We start from the raw sequence: 16,531 nt of genomic DNA, 5'->3' as shown, positions 1-16,531 counted from the left end.
CATGCTAAGCGCTGGCTTGGTGCGCTGGCTACCACCCTGAGACATCGTTGCCACAACGACATCCACAGGCGTCCCCAGAGTGGGGGATGCGCGCGGGCCGGCGATTTGCCCTGGAATCGCGCAGGACGTCCGGCCTACATCGCCCAGAGGCGCGGCGAGGTGCCGTCCAGGCCCCACAAGACCTGACGCCAGGCCGCCCAGCAGCGGCGCAGCAGCAGCGAGACCGGCTCGACCACCGGACCCAGCGCGCGCACCACCAGCACACCGTCCTGCGCTGCCGTCGCCCCGGCGGCGAGGCGCAGCGGATCGGCCTCGATCAGCGCGCGGACCGCGTCCAGCGCCTGCTCGCGGCGCTCCCGCGTGATCGCGGTGCCGGCGGCGAAGACCAGCGTGCCGAGGCACCGGTGACCCGCGAGTCCGAGGTCGCCGTCCATGAGCACGCGGTCGCTCGCATCGAGCAGGCCGCGCTCAAGCCAGACGCCCGGGATCTCCAGGTGCTGCTGGAAACGTCCCGCGGCATACGGCTGCCCCGCGCCGGGCAGGCCCAGCGCGGTGATGTCCCAGGCGAGCAGCTCCGCCGTGGGCGCGAGCGCGAAGCGGGCCTCGTTCAGCGCCTCGCAGCCGGGATAGGCGATCGCCTCCAGCGGCAGCCATTCCAGCCTGGCGTGATCACCCAGTTGCGCGTGCACGCGCTGCGTCGCCAGCGTGCCCGACGGACTGCGATAGAAACGCGTCGCGCCCGGCGTGGTGACCAGCGCATGGGCGCCCTCGCCCACCGTGACGGCGATGTCCAACGTGTCCCCGCCCACCAGCCCGCTGGGCGGATGCACCAGCACGCTGTGGCAGATCGCCTCGCCTTCGGGATAGAGACTCTTCAACAGGCGCAGCGGCCCCTCGTGCTCGTGGCTGACGACGCAACGTCCCCGCTCGGTCCGGTAATCGGCGCGCAGACGCGCCAGCCATTGCTTCTCAGGAGTGCCGATCATTTCGGCAGTGTCACCCAGGCGTAGTCCAGCCAGTTGTCGGCGCGGTGCACCGCCTTCACGCCCTGTCTCACGGCCCAGGGCGCGGCCTGGCGATGCAGCGGCAGGACGTGGATCTGCTCGCGGTACTCCTGCAGCGCGGCGCGGATCAGCTGTTCGCGCTTGACCGGGTCGGCTTCGATCGAGGAAGCGCCCGCGAGCTGATCGAACTTCGGATTCTTAGACCGGCCGTAGTTGTAGTACCCGGCGCCGGACGGCTTGTCGTCGCTGCGGTAGACCGGCGTCAGGATGGTCTCCGCGTCGGTGATCGCGCCGCCCCAGCCCATCAGGTAGAGGCTGGTCTCGTAGCGCTCCAGCTTGGGGAAGTAGAGGACGCGCGGCATCGCGTTGACCTTCACCTTCACCTTGATCTGCGACCACATCGACGCCAGCGCCAGGCAGATGCCCTCGTCGTTGACGTAACGGTTGTTGGGGCAGTCCAGCGTCACCTCGAAGCCGTCCGCGTAACCGGCGTCGGCCATGGCCTTGCGGGCGGCGGCGAGATCGAACGGCAGACGCGTCTCCAGCGCCGGATCGCCGAAGGCGCCCAGCGGCGACGGCGTGAGCCCGCCGGTGGGCTGCGACAGCCCGTTCATCAGCCGCTTGTGGATGGCGTCGATGTCGATGGCCTGGTACATCGCGCGCCGCACGCGCAGGTCCTGGAACGGGTTCTTGCCGTTGGGCGCGCGGCCGTACACCAGGGTGTCGCGCGCCTGGTCCATGCCCACGAAGATCATGCGGTTCTCCAGGCCCTCGATGACCTGCACGCCTGGCGTGGCGCGCAGCCGCGGCACGTCGCGCGGCGACGGGTCGAGCAGCAGGTCGACCTCCCCCGACACCAGCGCGGCGAGCCGCGTCGCGTCGTTCGAGATCGGCGTGAACTGCACCTCCTGCACGTTGCCCTCGAAGCGGCCCCACCAGTTCGGGTTGCGCTTGTAGACGGTGCGGATGCCGGGCTGGCGGCGGACCAGCATGAAGGGACCCGTGCCGTTCATGTTGAAGCTGGCGAAGCTCTCCTCGTTGTCCTTGAAGCTGAGCGGCCTGGTCACCTTGTGCTGCTCGCTCCAGGACTTGCTCATGATGAAGAGCAGGTCCAGGTGCTGCAGGAAGATGGGGTTGAAGCGCGGCTGGGTGATCTCGACGGTGAGGTCGTCGATCTTGCGCGCGGTGCCGACCGCGTTGGCGTAGACGGCGACCTGCGAGGTCGGCGCCTTGGCCCGCTGCAGCGAGTAGATGACGTCGTCGGCGGTGAACGCCGAGCCGTCGTGGAACTTCACGTTGGGGCGCAGCTTGAAGCGCCAGACCAGGGGACCGGTCTGGGTCCACTCGGTGGCAAGACCCGGCACGATGTTGAGCTGGCGGTCGCGGGCGGTGAGCCGCTCGTAGACCTGCGAGTTCATTCCGTTGGTCAGGCTCTCGTTCTGCGAGTGCGGGTCCATCGTCTGGGCGTCGCCCTGGCTGGCCCAGCGCAACGTCTGCGCCTGGGCCGTCGACGCCGCGCCGCCGGTGCCCCCGATCACGCCGGCGCACAGCGCCAGCAGCATGAGCTTTCGTGTCATCCCGCGCTCCCCGACGTCGTGTGATGTCGCGGAGTGTAGGGAGCGAAGCCTTGGCGGGAGGTCGGGGTCTTTCCGGACGCTGGGCGCTGCGGGCACTGCCGTGGCGCGGCTGGACAGTGAATCCGACTGATAAGCGGGTCGAGCCAGCACATTCAAGTCAGCCACCAGCGAACCCCTACTCACTCGTGTCATTGAAGCACTACCGGTCAAAACGGGAGGATCTACCCCTTTCCTCGACGCCCTATTCCAATGACAAACCACCCGCTTCCCGCCACCCGCACCGCCTGCGCCATCGTGCTGTCCACGGTGATCACCGCGGCGATCTTCAGCCTGGTCATCATGCTGCCCGCACAAGCGGAGACGCCGCCTATCCCCGCTCCGCTGCAGGCCTTCTGAAACTTCTCCCGAGACTTTTCCTCAGACTTTTCCTGAAGCGCCCGCAGAAAAGACAACGCCCCGACGGCATGAGCCTCGGGGCGTTGTGCTTGCTGCCGTTGCAGCTCGTGCGGCGGCGCCTTCAGCGCCACCGCCGGTTGACGCTCGTCAAGCCGTCGCGGCGCCCGGGTTGCGCAGGCGGATGTGCAGCTCGCGGAGCTGCTTCTCGTCGACGAAGGACGGCGCGCCGGTCAGCAGGCACTGCGCGCGCTGCGTCTTCGGGAACGCGATCACGTCGCGGATCGACTCGGCCTTGGTCATCAGCGTCACCAGGCGGTCCAGGCCGAAGGCCAGGCCACCGTGCGGGGGCGCACCGTACTGCAGCGCGTCCAGCAGGAAGCCGAACTTCACGCGCTGTTCCTCGGGGCTGATGTTCAGCGCCTCGAAGACCTTGGCCTGCACGTCGGCCTTGTGGATACGCACCGAACCGCCGCCCAGTTCCCAGCCGTTGAGCACCATGTCGTAGGCCTTGGCCACGCACTTGCCCGGGTCCGTGACCATCAGGTCCTCGTGGCCGTCCTTGGGCGCGGTGAACGGGTGGTGCACGGCGGCCCAGCGCTTGTTCTCCTCGTCTTCCTCGAACATCGGGAAGTCGACGACCCACAGCGGCGCCCACTTGTCCTCGAACAGGCCGGTGGTCTTGCCGAACTCGCTGTGACCGATCTTCAGGCGCAGCCCGCCGATCGCGTCGTTGACGACCTTGGCCTTGTCCGCGCCGAAGAAGATCAGGTCGCCGTCCTGCGCGCCGGTACGCGCCAGGATGTCCGCGACCGCCTTGTCGTGCAGGTTCTTCACGATCGGCGACTGCAGGCCCTCGCGGCCCTTGGCCACTTCATTGACCTTGATCCAGGCCAGGCCCTTTGCGCCGTAGATCTTGACGAACTCGGTGTAGCTGTCGATCTCGCCGCGGCTCATCGTCGCGCCGCCGGGCACGCGCAGCGCGACCACGCGGCCGCCCGGCGTCGTGGCCGGACCGGAGAAGACCTTGAAGTCGACGTCGCCCATCACGTCGGTCAGCTCGGTGAACTCGAGCTTGACGCGCAGGTCCGGCTTGTCGGAGCCGAAGCGGTACATCGCCTCCGAGTACTTCATCACCGGGTAGTCGCCCAGCTCGACGTCCAGCGCCTTGCGGAAGACGTGGCGGATCATGCCCTCGAACATCGCGCGGATCTCTTCCTCGCCCAGGAACGAGGTCTCGATGTCGATCTGCGTGAACTCGGGCTGGCGGTCGGCGCGCAGGTCCTCGTCGCGGAAGCACTTGGTGATCTGGTAGTAGCGGTCGAAGCCCGCCACCATCAGCAGCTGCTTGAACAGCTGCGGCGACTGCGGCAGCGCGAAGAACATGCCGTCATGGACACGCGACGGGACCAGGTAGTCCCGCGCGCCTTCCGGCGTGCTCTTGGTGAGCATCGGCGTCTCGATGTCGACGAAGCCGTGCTCGTCCAGGAACTTGCGCGCTTCCATGGCCACGCGGTAGCGCAGCATCAGGTTGTTCTGCATGTACGGGCGGCGCAGGTCCAGCACGCGATGCGTCAGGCGCGTGGTCTCGGAGATGTTCTCGTCGTCCAGCGGGAAGGCCGGCGTCACCGACGGGTTCAGCACTTCCAGCTCGTGGCACAGGACTTCGACCTTGCCGCTGGCGACGTTGCTGTTCTGCTTGTCGGCCGGGCGCGCGCGCACCTTGCCGACGACCTTGATGCAGAACTCGCTGCGCACGCTCTCGGCCACCTTGAACATCTCGGGGCGGTCGGGGTCGCAGACGACCTGCACCAGCCCTTCGCGGTCGCGCAGTTCGATGAAGATGACGCCGCCGTGGTCGCGGCTGCGATGGGCCCAGCCCATCAGGGTCACGGTCTGGTCCAGCAGCTTCTCGCTGACTTGGCCGGCATAGCAGGTACGCATGGGGTTCTCCGGAAATGCTTCAGTGTTCGGGGCGGGGCTGGCGGCCCGTCGTCAAGGCAGGATCGGCACGAAGCTCGATCGGTGACGGCGCGGCCAGCGGATGGATAGGCAATCGAAAGGCGCTGGCGGGGTCCCGCGGACCCTCAGGACTGAGCGCTTGCCGGGGCGCTCAGCCCGGTCAATTTCGGGTGGCTTCGGCCGGCAGGACGATCGCGGGAGGATCCCCTTGAGGCGCGACCACACCCATCGAGATGATGTACTTGAGCGCTTCGTCCACGCTCATCGCCAAGGGCCGCAATTGCGCGCGGGGCATCATCAAGAAGAAGCCCGAGGTGGGGTTGGGCGTCGTCGGCACGTACAGCGCGACGTGCTCGTCGGGCTCGGCGCCGCTGAGCGTGCCCAGCTGCTGGGCGACCTCGCCGCGCGGCGTGCCGGTGACGAAGGCGATGGTCCACGAGCCCTGATGCGGATAAGGCACCAGCACCGCCTCGCGGAAGGCGTTGCCGCTGGACGAGAACAGCGTGTCCGAGACCTGCTTGACCGAGCTGTAGATGCTCTTGACGATGGGGATCTTGTAGAGCAGCCGGTCCCACTGGCGCAGCCACCACTGGCCGAAGATGTTCGCGACGAACATGCCGGTCAGCATCAGCAGCGCCACCATGACGACGACCCCCAGTCCGGGGATGTCGTGCAGCTGCTTGAGCGATTCCTGAGCGGCCAGCGGCAGCACGGCGCCGACGGCCGACAGCAGCCAGACGAAGACGCCGTCGATCATGCCGAGCACCCACAGCAGCACCCAGACGGTGATCGCGAGCGGGAGCCAGACCAGCAGGCCGGTGATGATGTACTTGCGCATGCCTGGGTCCGGCCTCGGGGTCAGTGGCAGGCGCAGGAGCCGCCGCAGGCCGTGCCCGAGGAGGAGGCCGACGAGCCCGAAGAAGAGTCGGAAGAGGCCGGGGATCCGGACGACGCGGCGGGCGTGCCGCCCGAACCCGAGCCCGAAGACCCGTCGGCCCCGGCGGCTGGCGCGGCGGCGGACGTCGCCGCGGCTGCGGTCGAGCCGCCGCGGAAGTCGGTCGCGTACCAGCCCGAGCCCTTCAGCTGGAAGCCGGCGGCGGTGACCTGCTTCGAGAAACTCTCCGCGCCACAGGCGGGGCAGACGCTCAGCGGGGCGTCGGACAGCTTCTGCAGCACGTCTTTGGCGTGGCCGCAGGCGCCGCAGCGGTAGGCGTAGATCGGCATGAGGGGGACAACCGGGTCAAAACCCGAAATTATATAGAGCGGACCGGGCTCTACGCCTTGATGCCTGCCTTGATGCCCGCCGCGCCGCTCGCCGCACGTCCCGAGGGCCCCTCCGCCGTGCCGCCGGCCAGCCGGTGGTGCGACCCCTGCGAATCGGCGATCGCCTGCGGTCCCAGCGATCCGATCAGCATGCCGACGATGCCCGCCAGCAGGCCCGCCAGCTGCGACGGGAACTGCTCGCCGGCCGGGGTCGCGATGAACAGCAGCCAGGTGATCACGCCCAGCACGATCGCGAAGATCGCGCCCTGCGTCGTGGCGCGCTTCCAGTACAGGCCGAAGACCAGCGGGACGAAGGCGCCGACCAGCGTCACCTGGTAGGCGCCGGAGACCATCTCGTAGATCGAGGTGCCCTGCAGCGCGATCGCGTAGCCGCAGACGCAGACCGAGAACAGCAGCACCGCGATGCGCATGGTGCGCAGTTCCTGCTTGTCCGAGACGCGCGGGAAGAACTGGCGCCAGATGTTCTCGACGAAGGTCACCGACGGCGCCAGCAGCGTGGCCGAGGCGGTCGACTTCAGCGCCGACAGCAGCGCGCCGAAGAAGATCACCTGCATCACGAAGGGCATGCGGTCCATCACCAGGCGCGGGATGACCTGCTGCGGATCCTCGGCGATCAGCTGCTTCGCGGCCTCCGGCATGATGATCAGCGCGCTGACGACGATGAACATCGGCACGAAGGCGAACAGGATGTAGCACAGGCCGCCGATGACCGGGCCGCGCGTCGCGGCCTTGATGTCCTTGGCCGACATCACGCGCTGGAACACGTCCTGCTGCGGGATCGAGCCCAGCATCATCGTCACGGCCGCGCCGAGGAAGAACACGATGTCGTGGAAGCTCGGCTCGGGCAGGAAGCGGAACATGTCCTGGCTGCTGGCCAGCGTGATGACCTTGTCGGCGCCGCCGGCCATGTCGGCGGCGAACCAGGCAATGATGGACAGGCCGACCACCAGGATGATCATCTGGATGAAGTCGGTCACGGCCACCGACCACATGCCGCCGAACAGCGTGTAGGCCAGGATGGACGCCGTGCCGATCATCATGCCCACGGGGATGCTGATCGCGCCGCCCGACAGCAGCTTGAACACCAGGCCCAGCGCCGTCACCTGCGCCGCCACCCAGCCGAGGTAGGACAGGATGATGATGAAGCTGCAGACCACCTCCACCACGCGGCCGTAGCGCTCGCGGTAGTAGTCGCTGATCGTCAGCAGCGTCATCTTGTAGAGCTTGGCCGCGAAGAACAGGCCCACCAGGATCAGGCACGACCCGGCACCGAAGGGATCCTCCACGACGCCGTTCAGCCCCGTCTGCACGAACTTGGCCGGAATGCCCAGCACGGTCTCCGAGCCGAACCACGTCGCGAACGTCGTCGTGATGATCATCACCAAGGGCAGGTGTCGCCCGGCGATGGCGAAGTCCGCCGTGTTCTTCACGCGCCGGGCGGCCCAGAGGCCGATCGCGATGGTGACAAGCAGGTAGAGGATGACCAGGGTCAGGAGCATGGCGGCGGGCCTTGGGAATGCGGGCTTGCAAAAGTGTGGGGGGTCCACACACAAAAAGGCGCGCGGATTATCCCCGGAACGTCAGGTCTTGCTGCCCCGGGTCCTCCCCGCCCTGAGAACTCCGCGATCAGGCATCGCTACTGATCGTTCCAGCGCCTTCGCGCGCTTAACAGGAGATTTATATGTTGCAAGGTTTGTTCGGAGGGGGTTCGAGCCCTCTCGATTACGCAGCCCAGTTCCAGAAGCAAGCGGCCCAGACGGAAGCCACCATGATTGAGATGCAGAAAGTCGACGCCTCGATGGACAAGCTCCGTCGCGATTCAAAGACGGAGATCTTCAACTCCCGCGTCGAGTCCGTCGGCAAGGTCCGCGCCTGATTCCCAAGTGCCCGGGACATGGACGTCCCGGGCCCCTCGTTCACATTGAAAGGAAATTCTCATGGGAAACCCACTAGCGCCCGTTGTCGCCAGACTGGAGGGTCAATTACAAGGCGTGATGACCGGCATCGGCATCGGGCAGGGCATGTTCAACCCGATGAGCATGTTCATGAGCAGCATGGCCGGCCAGATGTTTGGCTATTCCGCCCGCGGCTTCTGATGTCCTGACGGGGTCTCTGACCTCTCACGTGGGCGGCTCCGCACGGCGCCGCCCGCTTCCGCGGCGCACGGCGCCGCGCTTCAACCTCTCATCGCCATGATCGAACTCGCCTCCGCACCGGACCACGTCCTCGAAAAGCGTGCCTGCATTGCCGCTTTCATGGACAACCACCCGACCATCTTCGCCGCGCCCACGAGCGCCGGCACCTGGATCCACTTCGCCGAACAGTCGGCGGCTCCCGACGAACACGAGGAACGTGTCCTCGATCAGGCCACCGGCCGCATCGTCCAGGTCATCCGCTCCGCGCAGGACCGTACCCCATCGGACTTCGACATGCAGACGGCGCTGGACGCGGCCAAGGCTGAAGGCTACGGCGACATGGAACCCGACCCCGCCGTGCTGGCGCTGGCCGCCGAGGACGAGTCCGACGAAGAGGTCGCCACGATGGCCCGTGCCATGTCGCTCTACAAGACCGCCATCACCATGGGGATGGCCGATGGCAGCGAACTGCATCAGACCATCGAATCCAGCTTCAGCGCACTGCCGGCCGAAACGCCGTTCATGAAGGAACTGCTGGAAACCGCCAAGCGCATCGTCCTGATCGACCTCGATCACGCGATGCGCGCGCAGTGATCTGGAGACGCGCATGACGTCTCCCCTCCAAGGTGGCCGCATCGTCGACGCGGTCAGTCTTCCGTCACGCTCCTCCGCCGGCACGCGCTTCGAGCAGGCCGTGGCCCAGGTGGCCCGCATCAACCGTCCGCTGTCGCCCGCACTCGACCAGGCGCGGGACGCGCACCTTGCCCTCCGATTGACAGCGTCCATGGACGAGGCTCAAGCCAAGCTGGGTCGCCTGCAGGACCGGATGCAACGGACCAACGATGCCCGTCTCGCGCCCTTGGTCGCCCTGCAGATGCAGGAGCTGGACTACCGCTCCACCGTCGCCGCCAAGGCGCTGGGCAAGGTCGGCGCCACGATCAAAGAAGTCGCGACGTCCGCCTGATGAGCCACGGGATGGGCCGCGCCGGACGCCTCCTGGTCGCCTCGCTGTCGCTGGCGGCGCTGCTCGCCGGCTGCGGCGGATCGACCGACCTCTACACCGGGTTGAGCGAGAAGGACGCCAACGAGATCACCGCGGAACTCGACCGCCACGGCCTCGATGCGTCCAAGGTGGCCGGCGGCAAGCAGCTCTTCGCCGTGCGCGTGCCGCAGGATCGTTTCGCCTCCGCCGTCGCGATCCTCCAGGCCGCCGGGCTGCCCCGCAACTCGTTCACGCGCATGGGCGACATCTTCAAGAAGGACGGCATGATCTCGACGCCGACCGAGGAGCGCGCCCGCTTCCTGTCGGCGCTGGCACAGGAGCTCGAGAGCACGCTGTCGCAGATCGACGGCGTGGTGCTGGCGCGGGTCCACCCCGTGCTGCCGGAACGGGTCGTTCCGGGGGAACCCGTGCTGCCGTCCTCCTGCTCGATCCTGATCAAGCACGTCGCAGGCTGGAACACGGCCGCCTACGAACCCCGCATCCGCAAGCTGGTGGTCGCCAGCATCCCGGGTCTGGCCGATGCGCCGGAGAAGGTCGCGGTCGTGTTCGTGCCCTCCGAGACGATGGCTTCCACGCCGACCGCCGGAAAGCGCGGCACCGCGGGCGGCGCGCCGGGTGGCGTCGTCCACGCCCTGACGGGATGGATCACCGGCGTGCTGGCGGTGATCGCCGGAGTCGGCGTCCCCCTGGGATGGTGGCTGTGGCAACGCCGGAAGAGCGCCGCGCCGTCGCCGGCAGAAGAAGACGACCCGCTCGGCTTGTCCGACGAGGATCCGATCACCGGTTCCGCAGCGCCATGAGCGCCGGGATGGCATCCGGCGAGGCAGGCGCCCTCGCCCTCTCCCTCGAATCGCAGGCCGGTTGGCTGGAGCTCTGGTACGAGCCCTGGCGCCGCATGCACCCCGGCTGGCTGGACGACGCGGCCCAGGGCGATCCCGACCACGCGACGGCGCATTGGCTCGCGCGCTTCTGCGCGCCCGGCCCGTCGCTGCGAATCGCCTACCGCTGGTTCTGCAGCCGCTTCGGCATCGACGCCGAGGCGCCGCTGCCGCTGGACCGCCTCGCGGCCTTGCCGGCACATCTGCCGCTGGACGGCGACGCGCTGGACCGCGCCGCCCTGGCGTTGGGCCGGGTCGCCCACGCGAGCCATTGCCTGGCCGGCGCGCGCCGCGATCTGGCGGACCTGTTCTCACCGCAGCGCGGCGACGCGCCGATGTGGCGTGACGCGCTCCGCCAGGCGAAGGCGCGCCCCTTGCGTCCCGAGGGCTCACTGCCGCCGAGCGGATCGGCGGACATCGACCTGCGTCGATGGGCATTGCCACTGATGGGTCGCCTGATCGAAGACGCATTGCCCGGCGCCTGGTCGCGGGTGCGGCTGCGCTGCGACCCTCGACTGTTTCATGCGGCCACCATCGCGCCGCAGCTCCCCGACTCCGCCGCTGCGCTGCGGCGGCAGGCCTGGCGCATCTGGCGCACCGGCGCCGCCGGGCCGGCCCAACCCGCCCCCACACCATGAACACCACGACATCGACCGCGGTCGCACGTCCGGAGCAGGACGTCTCCACGCTGACCTGGCGCCTGGCCCAGGCCTCCGACGCGAAGGCACTCGTCCGCATCTACAACGAGTCCGTCGCCGGCGGCGGCCACTCACCGACGCTGGTGAACGGCACCCTGGCGGAAATGCAGGCGATCATCGCGCTGAGCCGCCGCAAAGGCTGGCCGCTCTGGGTGATGACCGCGCCCGCGACGCCGGGCGTCGACGGCGAGGCTGCCGCGGACGTCGCACCACGGATCCCGGTCGCCTGGGCCCACATGCGCCCCATCTGCTGGGCACAGCAGGCGTGCCGCAGCGCCGGCGATCTCTGGCTCTATGTCGCCAAGGACTGGCAGGGCAGTGGCATTGCCATGTGCATGATCCGCGGCGTGTTCAACGACTGCGTCCGCTACGGCTTCGACACCGTCACCTGCTGGATCCTCGGCACCAACCGCCGCAGCCTCTCGCTGGTCCGCGCCTGCCGGCTCGAGCGCTGGGCCTTGATGCCCTCGGTCGTCGACTACGGCGGGCTCCGCTTCGATCTCGAAGTCTGGGGCTGCCGCCTCGATGATCCCGTCTGGCTCGCGCACATGGACCGCCTGGAGCGTCGCCGGGCGGGCATCGCCCGGTTGCGCGCCGAGCGCCGCACGGTGGCCGAGCCCGCATTCGCCTGACACGGTCGCCATGTCGTTCGAATCGCCGCTGTCGCTGTTCGTGGTCTCGCAGGCCATGGCGCTGTCCATGGCGCGCGCGGGCGGCATGATCGTCTTCCTGCCCTTCTTCGCGCGCCAGCAGACCACCGCGGCGGTGCGCGGCGCACTGTGCCTGGCCCTGTCGCTGCCCGCGGCGTTCCAGGTCTGGCCGACGTTCGTCGCCTCGCCGCCGCCGCCCGAGGCGGTCCTCGTGCTCGCGCTCAAGGAAGGCCTGATCGGCAGCCTGCTCGGCATGCTGGCGGCGATCCCGTTCTGGGCCGTGCGGGGCATGGGCACGCTGATCGACAACCAGCGCGGCGCCAACGCCGCGCAGCAGGTCAACCCGGCGCTCCAGGCCGACGCCACGCTGCTGGGCGAGTTGTCGGAACGCGCGCTGATCGCGCTCCTCGTGGACCTGGGCCTGCTGCAGGCGACCTTCACCGTGCTCTCGGTCAGCCACGCGCAGTGGCCCATGATGGACCTGTTCCCCACGCTCGACGCGGCGCATCAGCGCGGTCTGCTCCAGGCGCTGGCCGGCACGCTGACCCAGGCGCTGCTGCTGGCCGGACCGGCCCTGCTGCTGCTCCTGATGGTCGAACTGGCCTTGGCCATCGCCAGCACGGCCGTGCAGGGCTTCGACGTCTACGCCTCGGCGATGGCGATGAAATCGGTCTCGGCCCTGCTCATCGTGGCCTTGATCGCCGTGCCGCTGTTCGACAAAGTCGTCGACGACTCGCTGCGCTGGTGGCAGGAGGGCGTGCTGGAGACCCTGGGGCTGGCGCAGCCTGCCGCTGGCGCTCCCCGTTCCACCGGCCCTGCCGTCCCCGCCCGCTGAGGCGCCGACGAGCGCGCGATGGCCGAAAAGAATCTTCCGCCCACCGAGTCCCGCAAGCGCCAGGCGCGCCAGGAGGGCCAGGTCGGCGTCAGCCAGGACTCGCTGAAGATCCTGCGTCTGCTGCTGATGGCCGAGGTGGCGTTCGCCACCGAGCCCCTGTGGCGCGGCCTGGTCGACGCCATGCTCGAGGCCGCGCTGCGCCAGACCGCGCGACCGATGGACACGACCCTGGCCATGAGCTGGTCCTCGTTCCTCCCGGCCCTCTTCGCGCTGCTGGTGATGGCGGCGCTGCCGGCGCTCGTCGCCGTGCTGGGCACGCTGGCCCAGACGCGCTTCAACTTCGCCGGAAAGGCGCTGGGCAAAGGCTTCGACAAGCTCAACCCCGGCAACAACCTGAAGAACCTGGTGTCCGGTCAGAAGCTCATGATGGGCGTGCTCGGACCGGTGCGCAGCCTGACGCTGCTGACGGTCGCGTGGCTGAAGATCCGCGCCGACCTGCCCGACATCGCGCAGGGCTTCCGCGTGGACGCCGCCCAGGGCTGGTCGATGTCGCTGGCCATGCTCCAGGGCCTCGAACGGCAGTGCATCATCGTGCTGGTGCTGCTGATCGTCACCGACATCCTGCTCCAGCGTTACCTGATCTTCCGTCAGCTGCGCATGGACATCAGCGAGGTCCGCCGCGACCACAAGCAGAACGAAGGCGATCCGATGCTCAAGGGCACGCGCAAGCAGATCGCCAAGGAACTGATCATGTCCGACGGTGCCGACGCGCAACAGCGGCCCAACGCGGTGGTGGTCAATCCGGAGCACGTGGCGGTCGCGCTCTACTACGACCCCGAGGTCACCGAGATGCCGCTGATCCTGGACAAGCGCAGCGACGAGGAAGCGCTCGCGCTGCGGCGCCGCGCGCGCGAGGACGGCGTGCCGGTCGTGCGCTACGTGGGACTGGCCCGGCACCTGCTCGCCTCGGGCGAGGTCGGACAGGCCGTGCCCGAGCACACCTTCCGCGCGGTCGCGCTGCTGCTGCGCGTCATCGAGGAGTACGAGAAGCAGGCGCCGGAACTGCTGCGCCCCACCCTGCGTCCCGGCGAAGACGAAACGCGTCTGGACCTGGCGTCCGTGGACGACGAGATCGGGCAGGAGATGCTGGATCTCGCGTGAGGGGTCCAGGCCGAGGGCGGGCGAGCGCGCACGCGAGGTCAGGCGCGATCGCACGCGATCAGGTGCGGTCAGGTGTCCTCAGACGTCGTCGCGCAATTCCTCTTCCAGGAGCGTGTATTTCTCGCGTCGGCGCGCCAGCGTGCGGTGCCTGTCGGCCGCATCCGCCAACGCCAGTTCGGCGGCGTCACGCTCGCGTTCGCGATCGGACACCGTCCGCCGTGCGGGAGCGATCCGATCGATCTGCGCCTGGTCTTCCTGGCGCCACCGTTTCAGGACCGGGGCGCCGCCGGGTTCCGCCTGGCGTGCCGCCAGCAGTTCGGCGCGCCGCGCGGCCACGTCGGCGATGCAGTCTTGCAGGGCCTGTTCCGCGGCCACTACCGCTTGTGCGGCCGTTTCACTGGCGCGCTGGGCGCGCGACAGTTCAGCCTCGGCCAAGGTGGCGCGCCGGCTCGCCAGGGCGCCGATGCGGCGCACGCCCGGAATCCGCGGGTCCGGCGGGGCGGGCGACTCGACTTCGTGCGGGACCCGCCTCACACCGCGCCCGCAGTCAGCGCATTCAGCCGGGCCAGACTGTCTTCCCACGGTGCCGAGGTGCGCGTGTCCTGGCGCAGGAACTCGATCACCTTGGGATAGTCCGCGACGATGCGGTCCGTCTCCGCGTCCAGACCGGGCCGGTACTCGCCCAGGCGCACCATCAGCTCCATGTCGCGGTAGCCGGACAGCACCTGCCGGATCCGGTTGGCCGCGCGGCCGTGCTCGCGGGGCACGATGTTCGACATCACGCGACTCAGGCTGGCCAGCACATCGACGGCGGGGTACTGCCCTTGTTCGGCCAGCTTGCGCGACAGCACGATGTGACCGTCCAGCAGCGAGACCGCCTCCTCGCTGATCGGGTCCGACCGGAGCTCTCCTTCGAGCAGCACCGTGTAGAGCGCGGTGATGGAGCCGCCGGCGGCATTGCCCGCGCGCTCGATGAGGCGTGGCAGCAGCGCGTAGACCGACGGCGGAAAACCGGCGCGCGCCGGCGCCTCGCCGGCGGCCAGGCCGATCTCGCGCTGGGCGCGGGCCAGGCGGGTCAGGGAGTCCACCATCAGCAGCACGTTCAGGCCCTGATCGCGGAGTCCTTCGGCGACCGCCGTGGCCGTGAACGCCGCGCGCACCCGTTCGATCGAGGTGCGGTCCGAGGTCGCGCAGACGATCACCGTCTTGGCCATCAGCGCGGGATCGAACTCATGTTCGGTGAATTCGCGCACCTCGCGGCCACGCTCGCCGATCAGGCCGACGACGATCGCGTCGACCGGACTGCCGCGACCGACGGCCGCCATGAGCGTCGTCTTGCCGCAGCCGGGTCCGGCGAACAGACCCACCCGTTGCCCCTGCCCGATCGTCAGCAAGGCATCGAGGCTGCGCACGCCGGTGGGAAACCGGTCCTTGATGCGCCAACGCTCGACCGGCGGCGGCGCGTCGGCAATGACGCGACGCAGTTCCAGCCCGTCTTCGCCGACGCGCAGCGGCGGGCCGTCGTCCAGCGGATCGCCGAATCCATCGAGGATCCGGCCGAGCAACGGACGTCCGACGGCGACGTGATGCACCGTGCGCAACGGCCGGATCACGCAGCCGCCGGAGATGCCCTCGAGCGCCATCAGCGACGACAGGAGGACGTTGGGGCCGGTGAAGCCGACGACCTCGCAGCGCCACACGCGGCCGGGCACCGCCGGGTGATAGACCTCGCAGAGTTCGCCGATGCTCGCTCCGGGCACCGTGCCTTCGATCAGCATGCCCAGCACGCGGTGCACCCGCCCGAGCTGGCGGGTCAGCGGCACGCCCGCCAGGGCCGCGGCGACGCGGGCGGCTTCGCGGTCGGCGATCTCGCGCGGCGTCACCATCCGACCAGCACCTTGCGTGGGCCGTCGAACACCAGCGCGCCAGGCCGGATCTCGGCCAGACGCCACTCGCCGACGCGGTCGCCGGGCGCCAGCCGGCGGCCGTTGGTGAGGATCACGTGGCTGTCCGCGCCGAGCAGCACCTCCCGGATGTCGAAGGGCAGGATCACCACGCCGTCGCCCGGCACGTTCACCAGCAACCGGTCACGCCCGCCACTGCGGTCGGACGTTGCGCCGGGAATCGCCGCGGTCTCCGACAGACTCGGCGGCGGGGTAGCGACGCCCATGGTCGACGCGGTCGACGATTCGGGCGAGCTTGCACCCGAACTGCCAGGCGCACTGGCGGGCGACATCGCTGGCGATGTCGCCGTCAAGGGGGCGACGGCGGAAGCCGCTCGCACAGCCGGCGTCGCACGCCGGCCGTCGGTCGCCGGGGTGCCGGTCTTCGCAGGATCAGCGCCGGGAACCTGGGGCGCCTCGCCGTCCGCGGCCTGGCGGACCAAGGCCGCCACGCCCAGCATCGTCGACAGCAATCCCGCTGCCACGATCAGGCTCCCCACGGTACGCATCGACCGGGGCGCGGAGGATCGCACACGACCGCGAGACCGCAAGGGGCGGAGGTCGTCCGCGACGATGGCCGCATCGGGCGCCATGGCGCCCGTCGTGTCGTCTTCCGCGCCACGCGCCGGCTCGTTCTCCGGCGATGCCGTGACAGCGGGCGGCGGCGTCCAGGCGTCCCATGGATCCGAGGCATGACGGACCGTCAGCCAGGTGCCGCCCGTGCGGAAGGCCTCCCCCGGTCTCAATGGCATCGACGTGCCGCTGGCCAGCGTTGATCCGCCCGCCAGGACGACGCCCGTCTCCAGCGCTTCCAGGACCAGGCCGCCGTCCGGTGCCAGGCTGACGCACAGGCGTGCGGACGTGCCGGCATCGTCCAGCAGCAACAGGTCGGCGTCATCGCCGGGCCCCACCGTCAGCATGCCGTCCAGCGGCAGCGCGGCGCCCGACTGCAGGCCGCTCAGGACACGCAGTTCCAGGACATCCGCCTCCAGGGCCAGCGCCGTCATC

At 69.2% G+C, this 16,531-nt stretch carries 19 protein-coding genes; 10 read left to right on the top strand and 9 right to left on the bottom strand.

What is annotated here, in order from left to right; all coding sequences use genetic code 11:
• Positions 1–134: 134 nt before the first annotated feature.
• Both ABE85_RS25990 and ABE85_RS25985 read right to left on the bottom strand, forming a co-directional pair.
• Entirely contained in the window at positions 135–986 is an 852-nt protein-coding gene (locus ABE85_RS25990) for an urease accessory protein UreD (RefSeq protein ID WP_067283712.1), read from the bottom strand.
• Positions 983–2,581 carry an ABC transporter substrate-binding protein gene (locus ABE85_RS25985; protein WP_067283710.1) on the bottom strand — a complete coding sequence of 533 codons (1,599 nt, stop codon included), beginning with the start codon at positions 2,579–2,581 and terminating at the stop codon, positions 983–985. The genes ABE85_RS25990 and ABE85_RS25985 overlap by 4 nt, the downstream gene beginning before the upstream one ends.
• Before the next feature lie 249 nt (positions 2,582–2,830).
• On the opposite strand from ABE85_RS25985, the gene ABE85_RS27825 reads away from it, so the two are divergent.
• Positions 2,831–2,977, top strand: a complete 147-nt coding sequence (locus ABE85_RS27825) for a hypothetical protein (RefSeq protein ID WP_157523212.1) — start codon at positions 2,831–2,833, stop codon at positions 2,975–2,977.
• Positions 2,978–3,124: 147 nt separating this feature from the next.
• Here the strand turns inward: ABE85_RS27825 and aspS are convergent, their stop codons facing one another.
• The 4 genes from aspS to ABE85_RS25965 form a co-directional block, all read right to left on the bottom strand.
• Positions 3,125–4,918: an aspartate--tRNA ligase gene (gene aspS / locus ABE85_RS25980; RefSeq protein WP_067283707.1), complete on the bottom strand. Its 1,794-nt coding sequence runs from the start codon at positions 4,916–4,918 to the stop codon at positions 3,125–3,127.
• A 178-nt stretch (positions 4,919–5,096) separates the two neighbouring features.
• The gene (locus ABE85_RS25975) at positions 5,097–5,774 is read right to left on the bottom strand and encodes a DUF502 domain-containing protein (RefSeq protein WP_067283704.1); all 678 of its coding nucleotides are present in this window, start codon (positions 5,772–5,774) and stop codon (positions 5,097–5,099) included.
• Positions 5,775–5,794: 20 nt separating this feature from the next.
• Positions 5,795–6,160: an FmdB family zinc ribbon protein gene (locus tag ABE85_RS27210; protein WP_082939120.1), complete on the bottom strand. Its 366-nt coding sequence runs from the start codon at positions 6,158–6,160 to the stop codon at positions 5,795–5,797.
• 50 nt (positions 6,161–6,210) lie between these two features.
• The gene (locus ABE85_RS25965) at positions 6,211–7,719 is read right to left on the bottom strand and encodes a sodium:solute symporter family protein (protein WP_082939119.1); all 1,509 of its coding nucleotides are present in this window, start codon (positions 7,717–7,719) and stop codon (positions 6,211–6,213) included.
• Between the two features lie 182 nt (positions 7,720–7,901).
• Between ABE85_RS25965 and ABE85_RS25960 the strand changes: the two genes are divergently transcribed.
• The 9 genes from ABE85_RS25960 (at position 7,902) to ABE85_RS25925 (ending at position 13,580) form a co-directional block, all read left to right on the top strand.
• Positions 7,902–8,096, top strand: a complete 195-nt coding sequence (locus tag ABE85_RS25960) for a hypothetical protein (protein ID WP_067283699.1) — start codon at positions 7,902–7,904, stop codon at positions 8,094–8,096.
• Between the two features lie 61 nt (positions 8,097–8,157).
• The gene (locus ABE85_RS27820) at positions 8,158–8,316 is read left to right on the top strand and encodes a hypothetical protein (RefSeq protein WP_157523209.1); all 159 of its coding nucleotides are present in this window, start codon (positions 8,158–8,160) and stop codon (positions 8,314–8,316) included.
• A 159-nt stretch (positions 8,317–8,475) separates the two neighbouring features.
• On the top strand, positions 8,476–8,949 hold the full coding sequence (locus tag ABE85_RS25955) for a hypothetical protein (RefSeq protein WP_157523206.1): 474 nt from the start codon (positions 8,476–8,478) through the stop codon (positions 8,947–8,949).
• A 13-nt stretch (positions 8,950–8,962) separates the two neighbouring features.
• Entirely contained in the window at positions 8,963–9,319 is a 357-nt protein-coding gene (locus ABE85_RS25950; protein WP_067283692.1) for a hypothetical protein, read from the top strand.
• Positions 9,319–10,158 (top strand): type III secretion system inner membrane ring lipoprotein SctJ, encoded by an 840-nt coding sequence (gene sctJ, locus ABE85_RS25945; protein WP_157523203.1) that lies wholly within the window; start codon positions 9,319–9,321, stop codon positions 10,156–10,158. The genes ABE85_RS25950 and sctJ overlap by 1 nt, the downstream gene beginning before the upstream one ends.
• An 8-nt stretch (positions 10,159–10,166) precedes the next feature.
• Complete coding sequence (locus ABE85_RS25940) at positions 10,167–10,874, top strand: hypothetical protein (RefSeq protein WP_157523200.1); 708 nt, start codon at positions 10,167–10,169, stop codon at positions 10,872–10,874.
• Positions 10,871–11,566 (top strand): GNAT family N-acetyltransferase, encoded by a 696-nt coding sequence (locus ABE85_RS25935; protein WP_067283686.1) that lies wholly within the window; start codon positions 10,871–10,873, stop codon positions 11,564–11,566. Before ABE85_RS25940 ends, ABE85_RS25935 begins: the two co-directional genes overlap by 4 nt.
• A 10-nt stretch (positions 11,567–11,576) precedes the next feature.
• Positions 11,577–12,419, top strand: a complete 843-nt coding sequence (locus tag ABE85_RS25930; protein WP_067283685.1) for an EscT/YscT/HrcT family type III secretion system export apparatus protein — start codon at positions 11,577–11,579, stop codon at positions 12,417–12,419.
• A gap of 18 nt (positions 12,420–12,437) precedes the next feature.
• Complete coding sequence (locus ABE85_RS25925; protein WP_067283683.1) at positions 12,438–13,580, top strand: flagellar biosynthesis protein FlhB; 1,143 nt, start codon at positions 12,438–12,440, stop codon at positions 13,578–13,580.
• Between the two features lie 78 nt (positions 13,581–13,658).
• On the opposite strand, the gene ABE85_RS25920 is transcribed toward ABE85_RS25925, so the two are convergent.
• From ABE85_RS25920 to ABE85_RS25910, 3 genes are read right to left on the bottom strand one after another with little or no spacing between them, the layout of a single operon-like run.
• Positions 13,659–14,054: a hypothetical protein gene (locus ABE85_RS25920; protein WP_067283681.1), complete on the bottom strand. Its 396-nt coding sequence runs from the start codon at positions 14,052–14,054 to the stop codon at positions 13,659–13,661.
• A 56-nt stretch (positions 14,055–14,110) separates the two neighbouring features.
• Positions 14,111–15,466, bottom strand: coding sequence for a FliI/YscN family ATPase (locus ABE85_RS25915; RefSeq protein WP_067283679.1), 1,356 nt, complete (start codon positions 15,464–15,466; stop codon positions 14,111–14,113).
• Positions 15,460–16,530, bottom strand: coding sequence for a hypothetical protein (locus tag ABE85_RS25910; protein ID WP_067283677.1), 1,071 nt, complete (start codon positions 16,528–16,530; stop codon positions 15,460–15,462). The genes ABE85_RS25915 and ABE85_RS25910 overlap by 7 nt, the downstream gene beginning before the upstream one ends.
• Between the last annotated feature and the right edge of the window lies 1 nt (position 16,531).

The organism is Mitsuaria sp. 7 (assembly GCF_001653795.1).
Lineage (GTDB): Bacteria > Pseudomonadota > Gammaproteobacteria > Burkholderiales > Burkholderiaceae_C > Roseateles.
Note: the sequence above shows the minus strand (reverse complement) of the source record. Positions and strands in the feature narration are given on the sequence as shown.

Bases quoted from the DNA above. Each gene is read 5' to 3' on its own strand.
- ABE85_RS25915 (WP_067283679.1), bottom strand. From the start codon at position 15,466: ATGGTGACGCCGCGCGAGATCGCCGACCGCGAAGCCGCCCGCGTCGCC.
- ABE85_RS27210 (WP_082939120.1), bottom strand. From the start codon at position 6,160: ATGCCGATCTACGCCTACCGCTGCGGCGCCTGCGGCCACGCCAAAGAC.
- ABE85_RS25935 (WP_067283686.1), top strand. From the start codon at position 10,871: ATGAACACCACGACATCGACCGCGGTCGCACGTCCGGAGCAGGACGTC.
- ABE85_RS25975 (WP_067283704.1), bottom strand. From the start codon at position 5,774: ATGCGCAAGTACATCATCACCGGCCTGCTGGTCTGGCTCCCGCTCGCG.
- ABE85_RS25965 (WP_082939119.1), bottom strand. From the start codon at position 7,719: ATGCTCCTGACCCTGGTCATCCTCTACCTGCTTGTCACCATCGCGATC.
- ABE85_RS25960 (WP_067283699.1), top strand. From the start codon at position 7,902: ATGTTGCAAGGTTTGTTCGGAGGGGGTTCGAGCCCTCTCGATTACGCA.
- ABE85_RS25910 (WP_067283677.1), bottom strand. From the start codon at position 16,530: ATGACGGCGCTGGCCCTGGAGGCGGATGTCCTGGAACTGCGTGTCCTG.
- ABE85_RS27820 (WP_157523209.1), top strand. From the start codon at position 8,158: ATGGGAAACCCACTAGCGCCCGTTGTCGCCAGACTGGAGGGTCAATTA.
- ABE85_RS25990 (WP_067283712.1), bottom strand. From the start codon at position 986: ATGATCGGCACTCCTGAGAAGCAATGGCTGGCGCGTCTGCGCGCCGAT.
- ABE85_RS25925 (WP_067283683.1), top strand. From the start codon at position 12,438: ATGGCCGAAAAGAATCTTCCGCCCACCGAGTCCCGCAAGCGCCAGGCG.
- ABE85_RS25955 (WP_157523206.1), top strand. From the start codon at position 8,476: ATGGACAACCACCCGACCATCTTCGCCGCGCCCACGAGCGCCGGCACC.
- ABE85_RS27825 (WP_157523212.1), top strand. From the start codon at position 2,831: ATGACAAACCACCCGCTTCCCGCCACCCGCACCGCCTGCGCCATCGTG.
- ABE85_RS25950 (WP_067283692.1), top strand. From the start codon at position 8,963: ATGACGTCTCCCCTCCAAGGTGGCCGCATCGTCGACGCGGTCAGTCTT.
- aspS (WP_067283707.1), bottom strand. From the start codon at position 4,918: ATGCGTACCTGCTATGCCGGCCAAGTCAGCGAGAAGCTGCTGGACCAG.
- sctJ (WP_157523203.1), top strand. From the start codon at position 9,319: ATGAGCCACGGGATGGGCCGCGCCGGACGCCTCCTGGTCGCCTCGCTG.
- ABE85_RS25940 (WP_157523200.1), top strand. From the start codon at position 10,167: ATGGCATCCGGCGAGGCAGGCGCCCTCGCCCTCTCCCTCGAATCGCAG.
- ABE85_RS25985 (WP_067283710.1), bottom strand. From the start codon at position 2,581: ATGACACGAAAGCTCATGCTGCTGGCGCTGTGCGCCGGCGTGATCGGG.
- ABE85_RS25930 (WP_067283685.1), top strand. From the start codon at position 11,577: ATGTCGTTCGAATCGCCGCTGTCGCTGTTCGTGGTCTCGCAGGCCATG.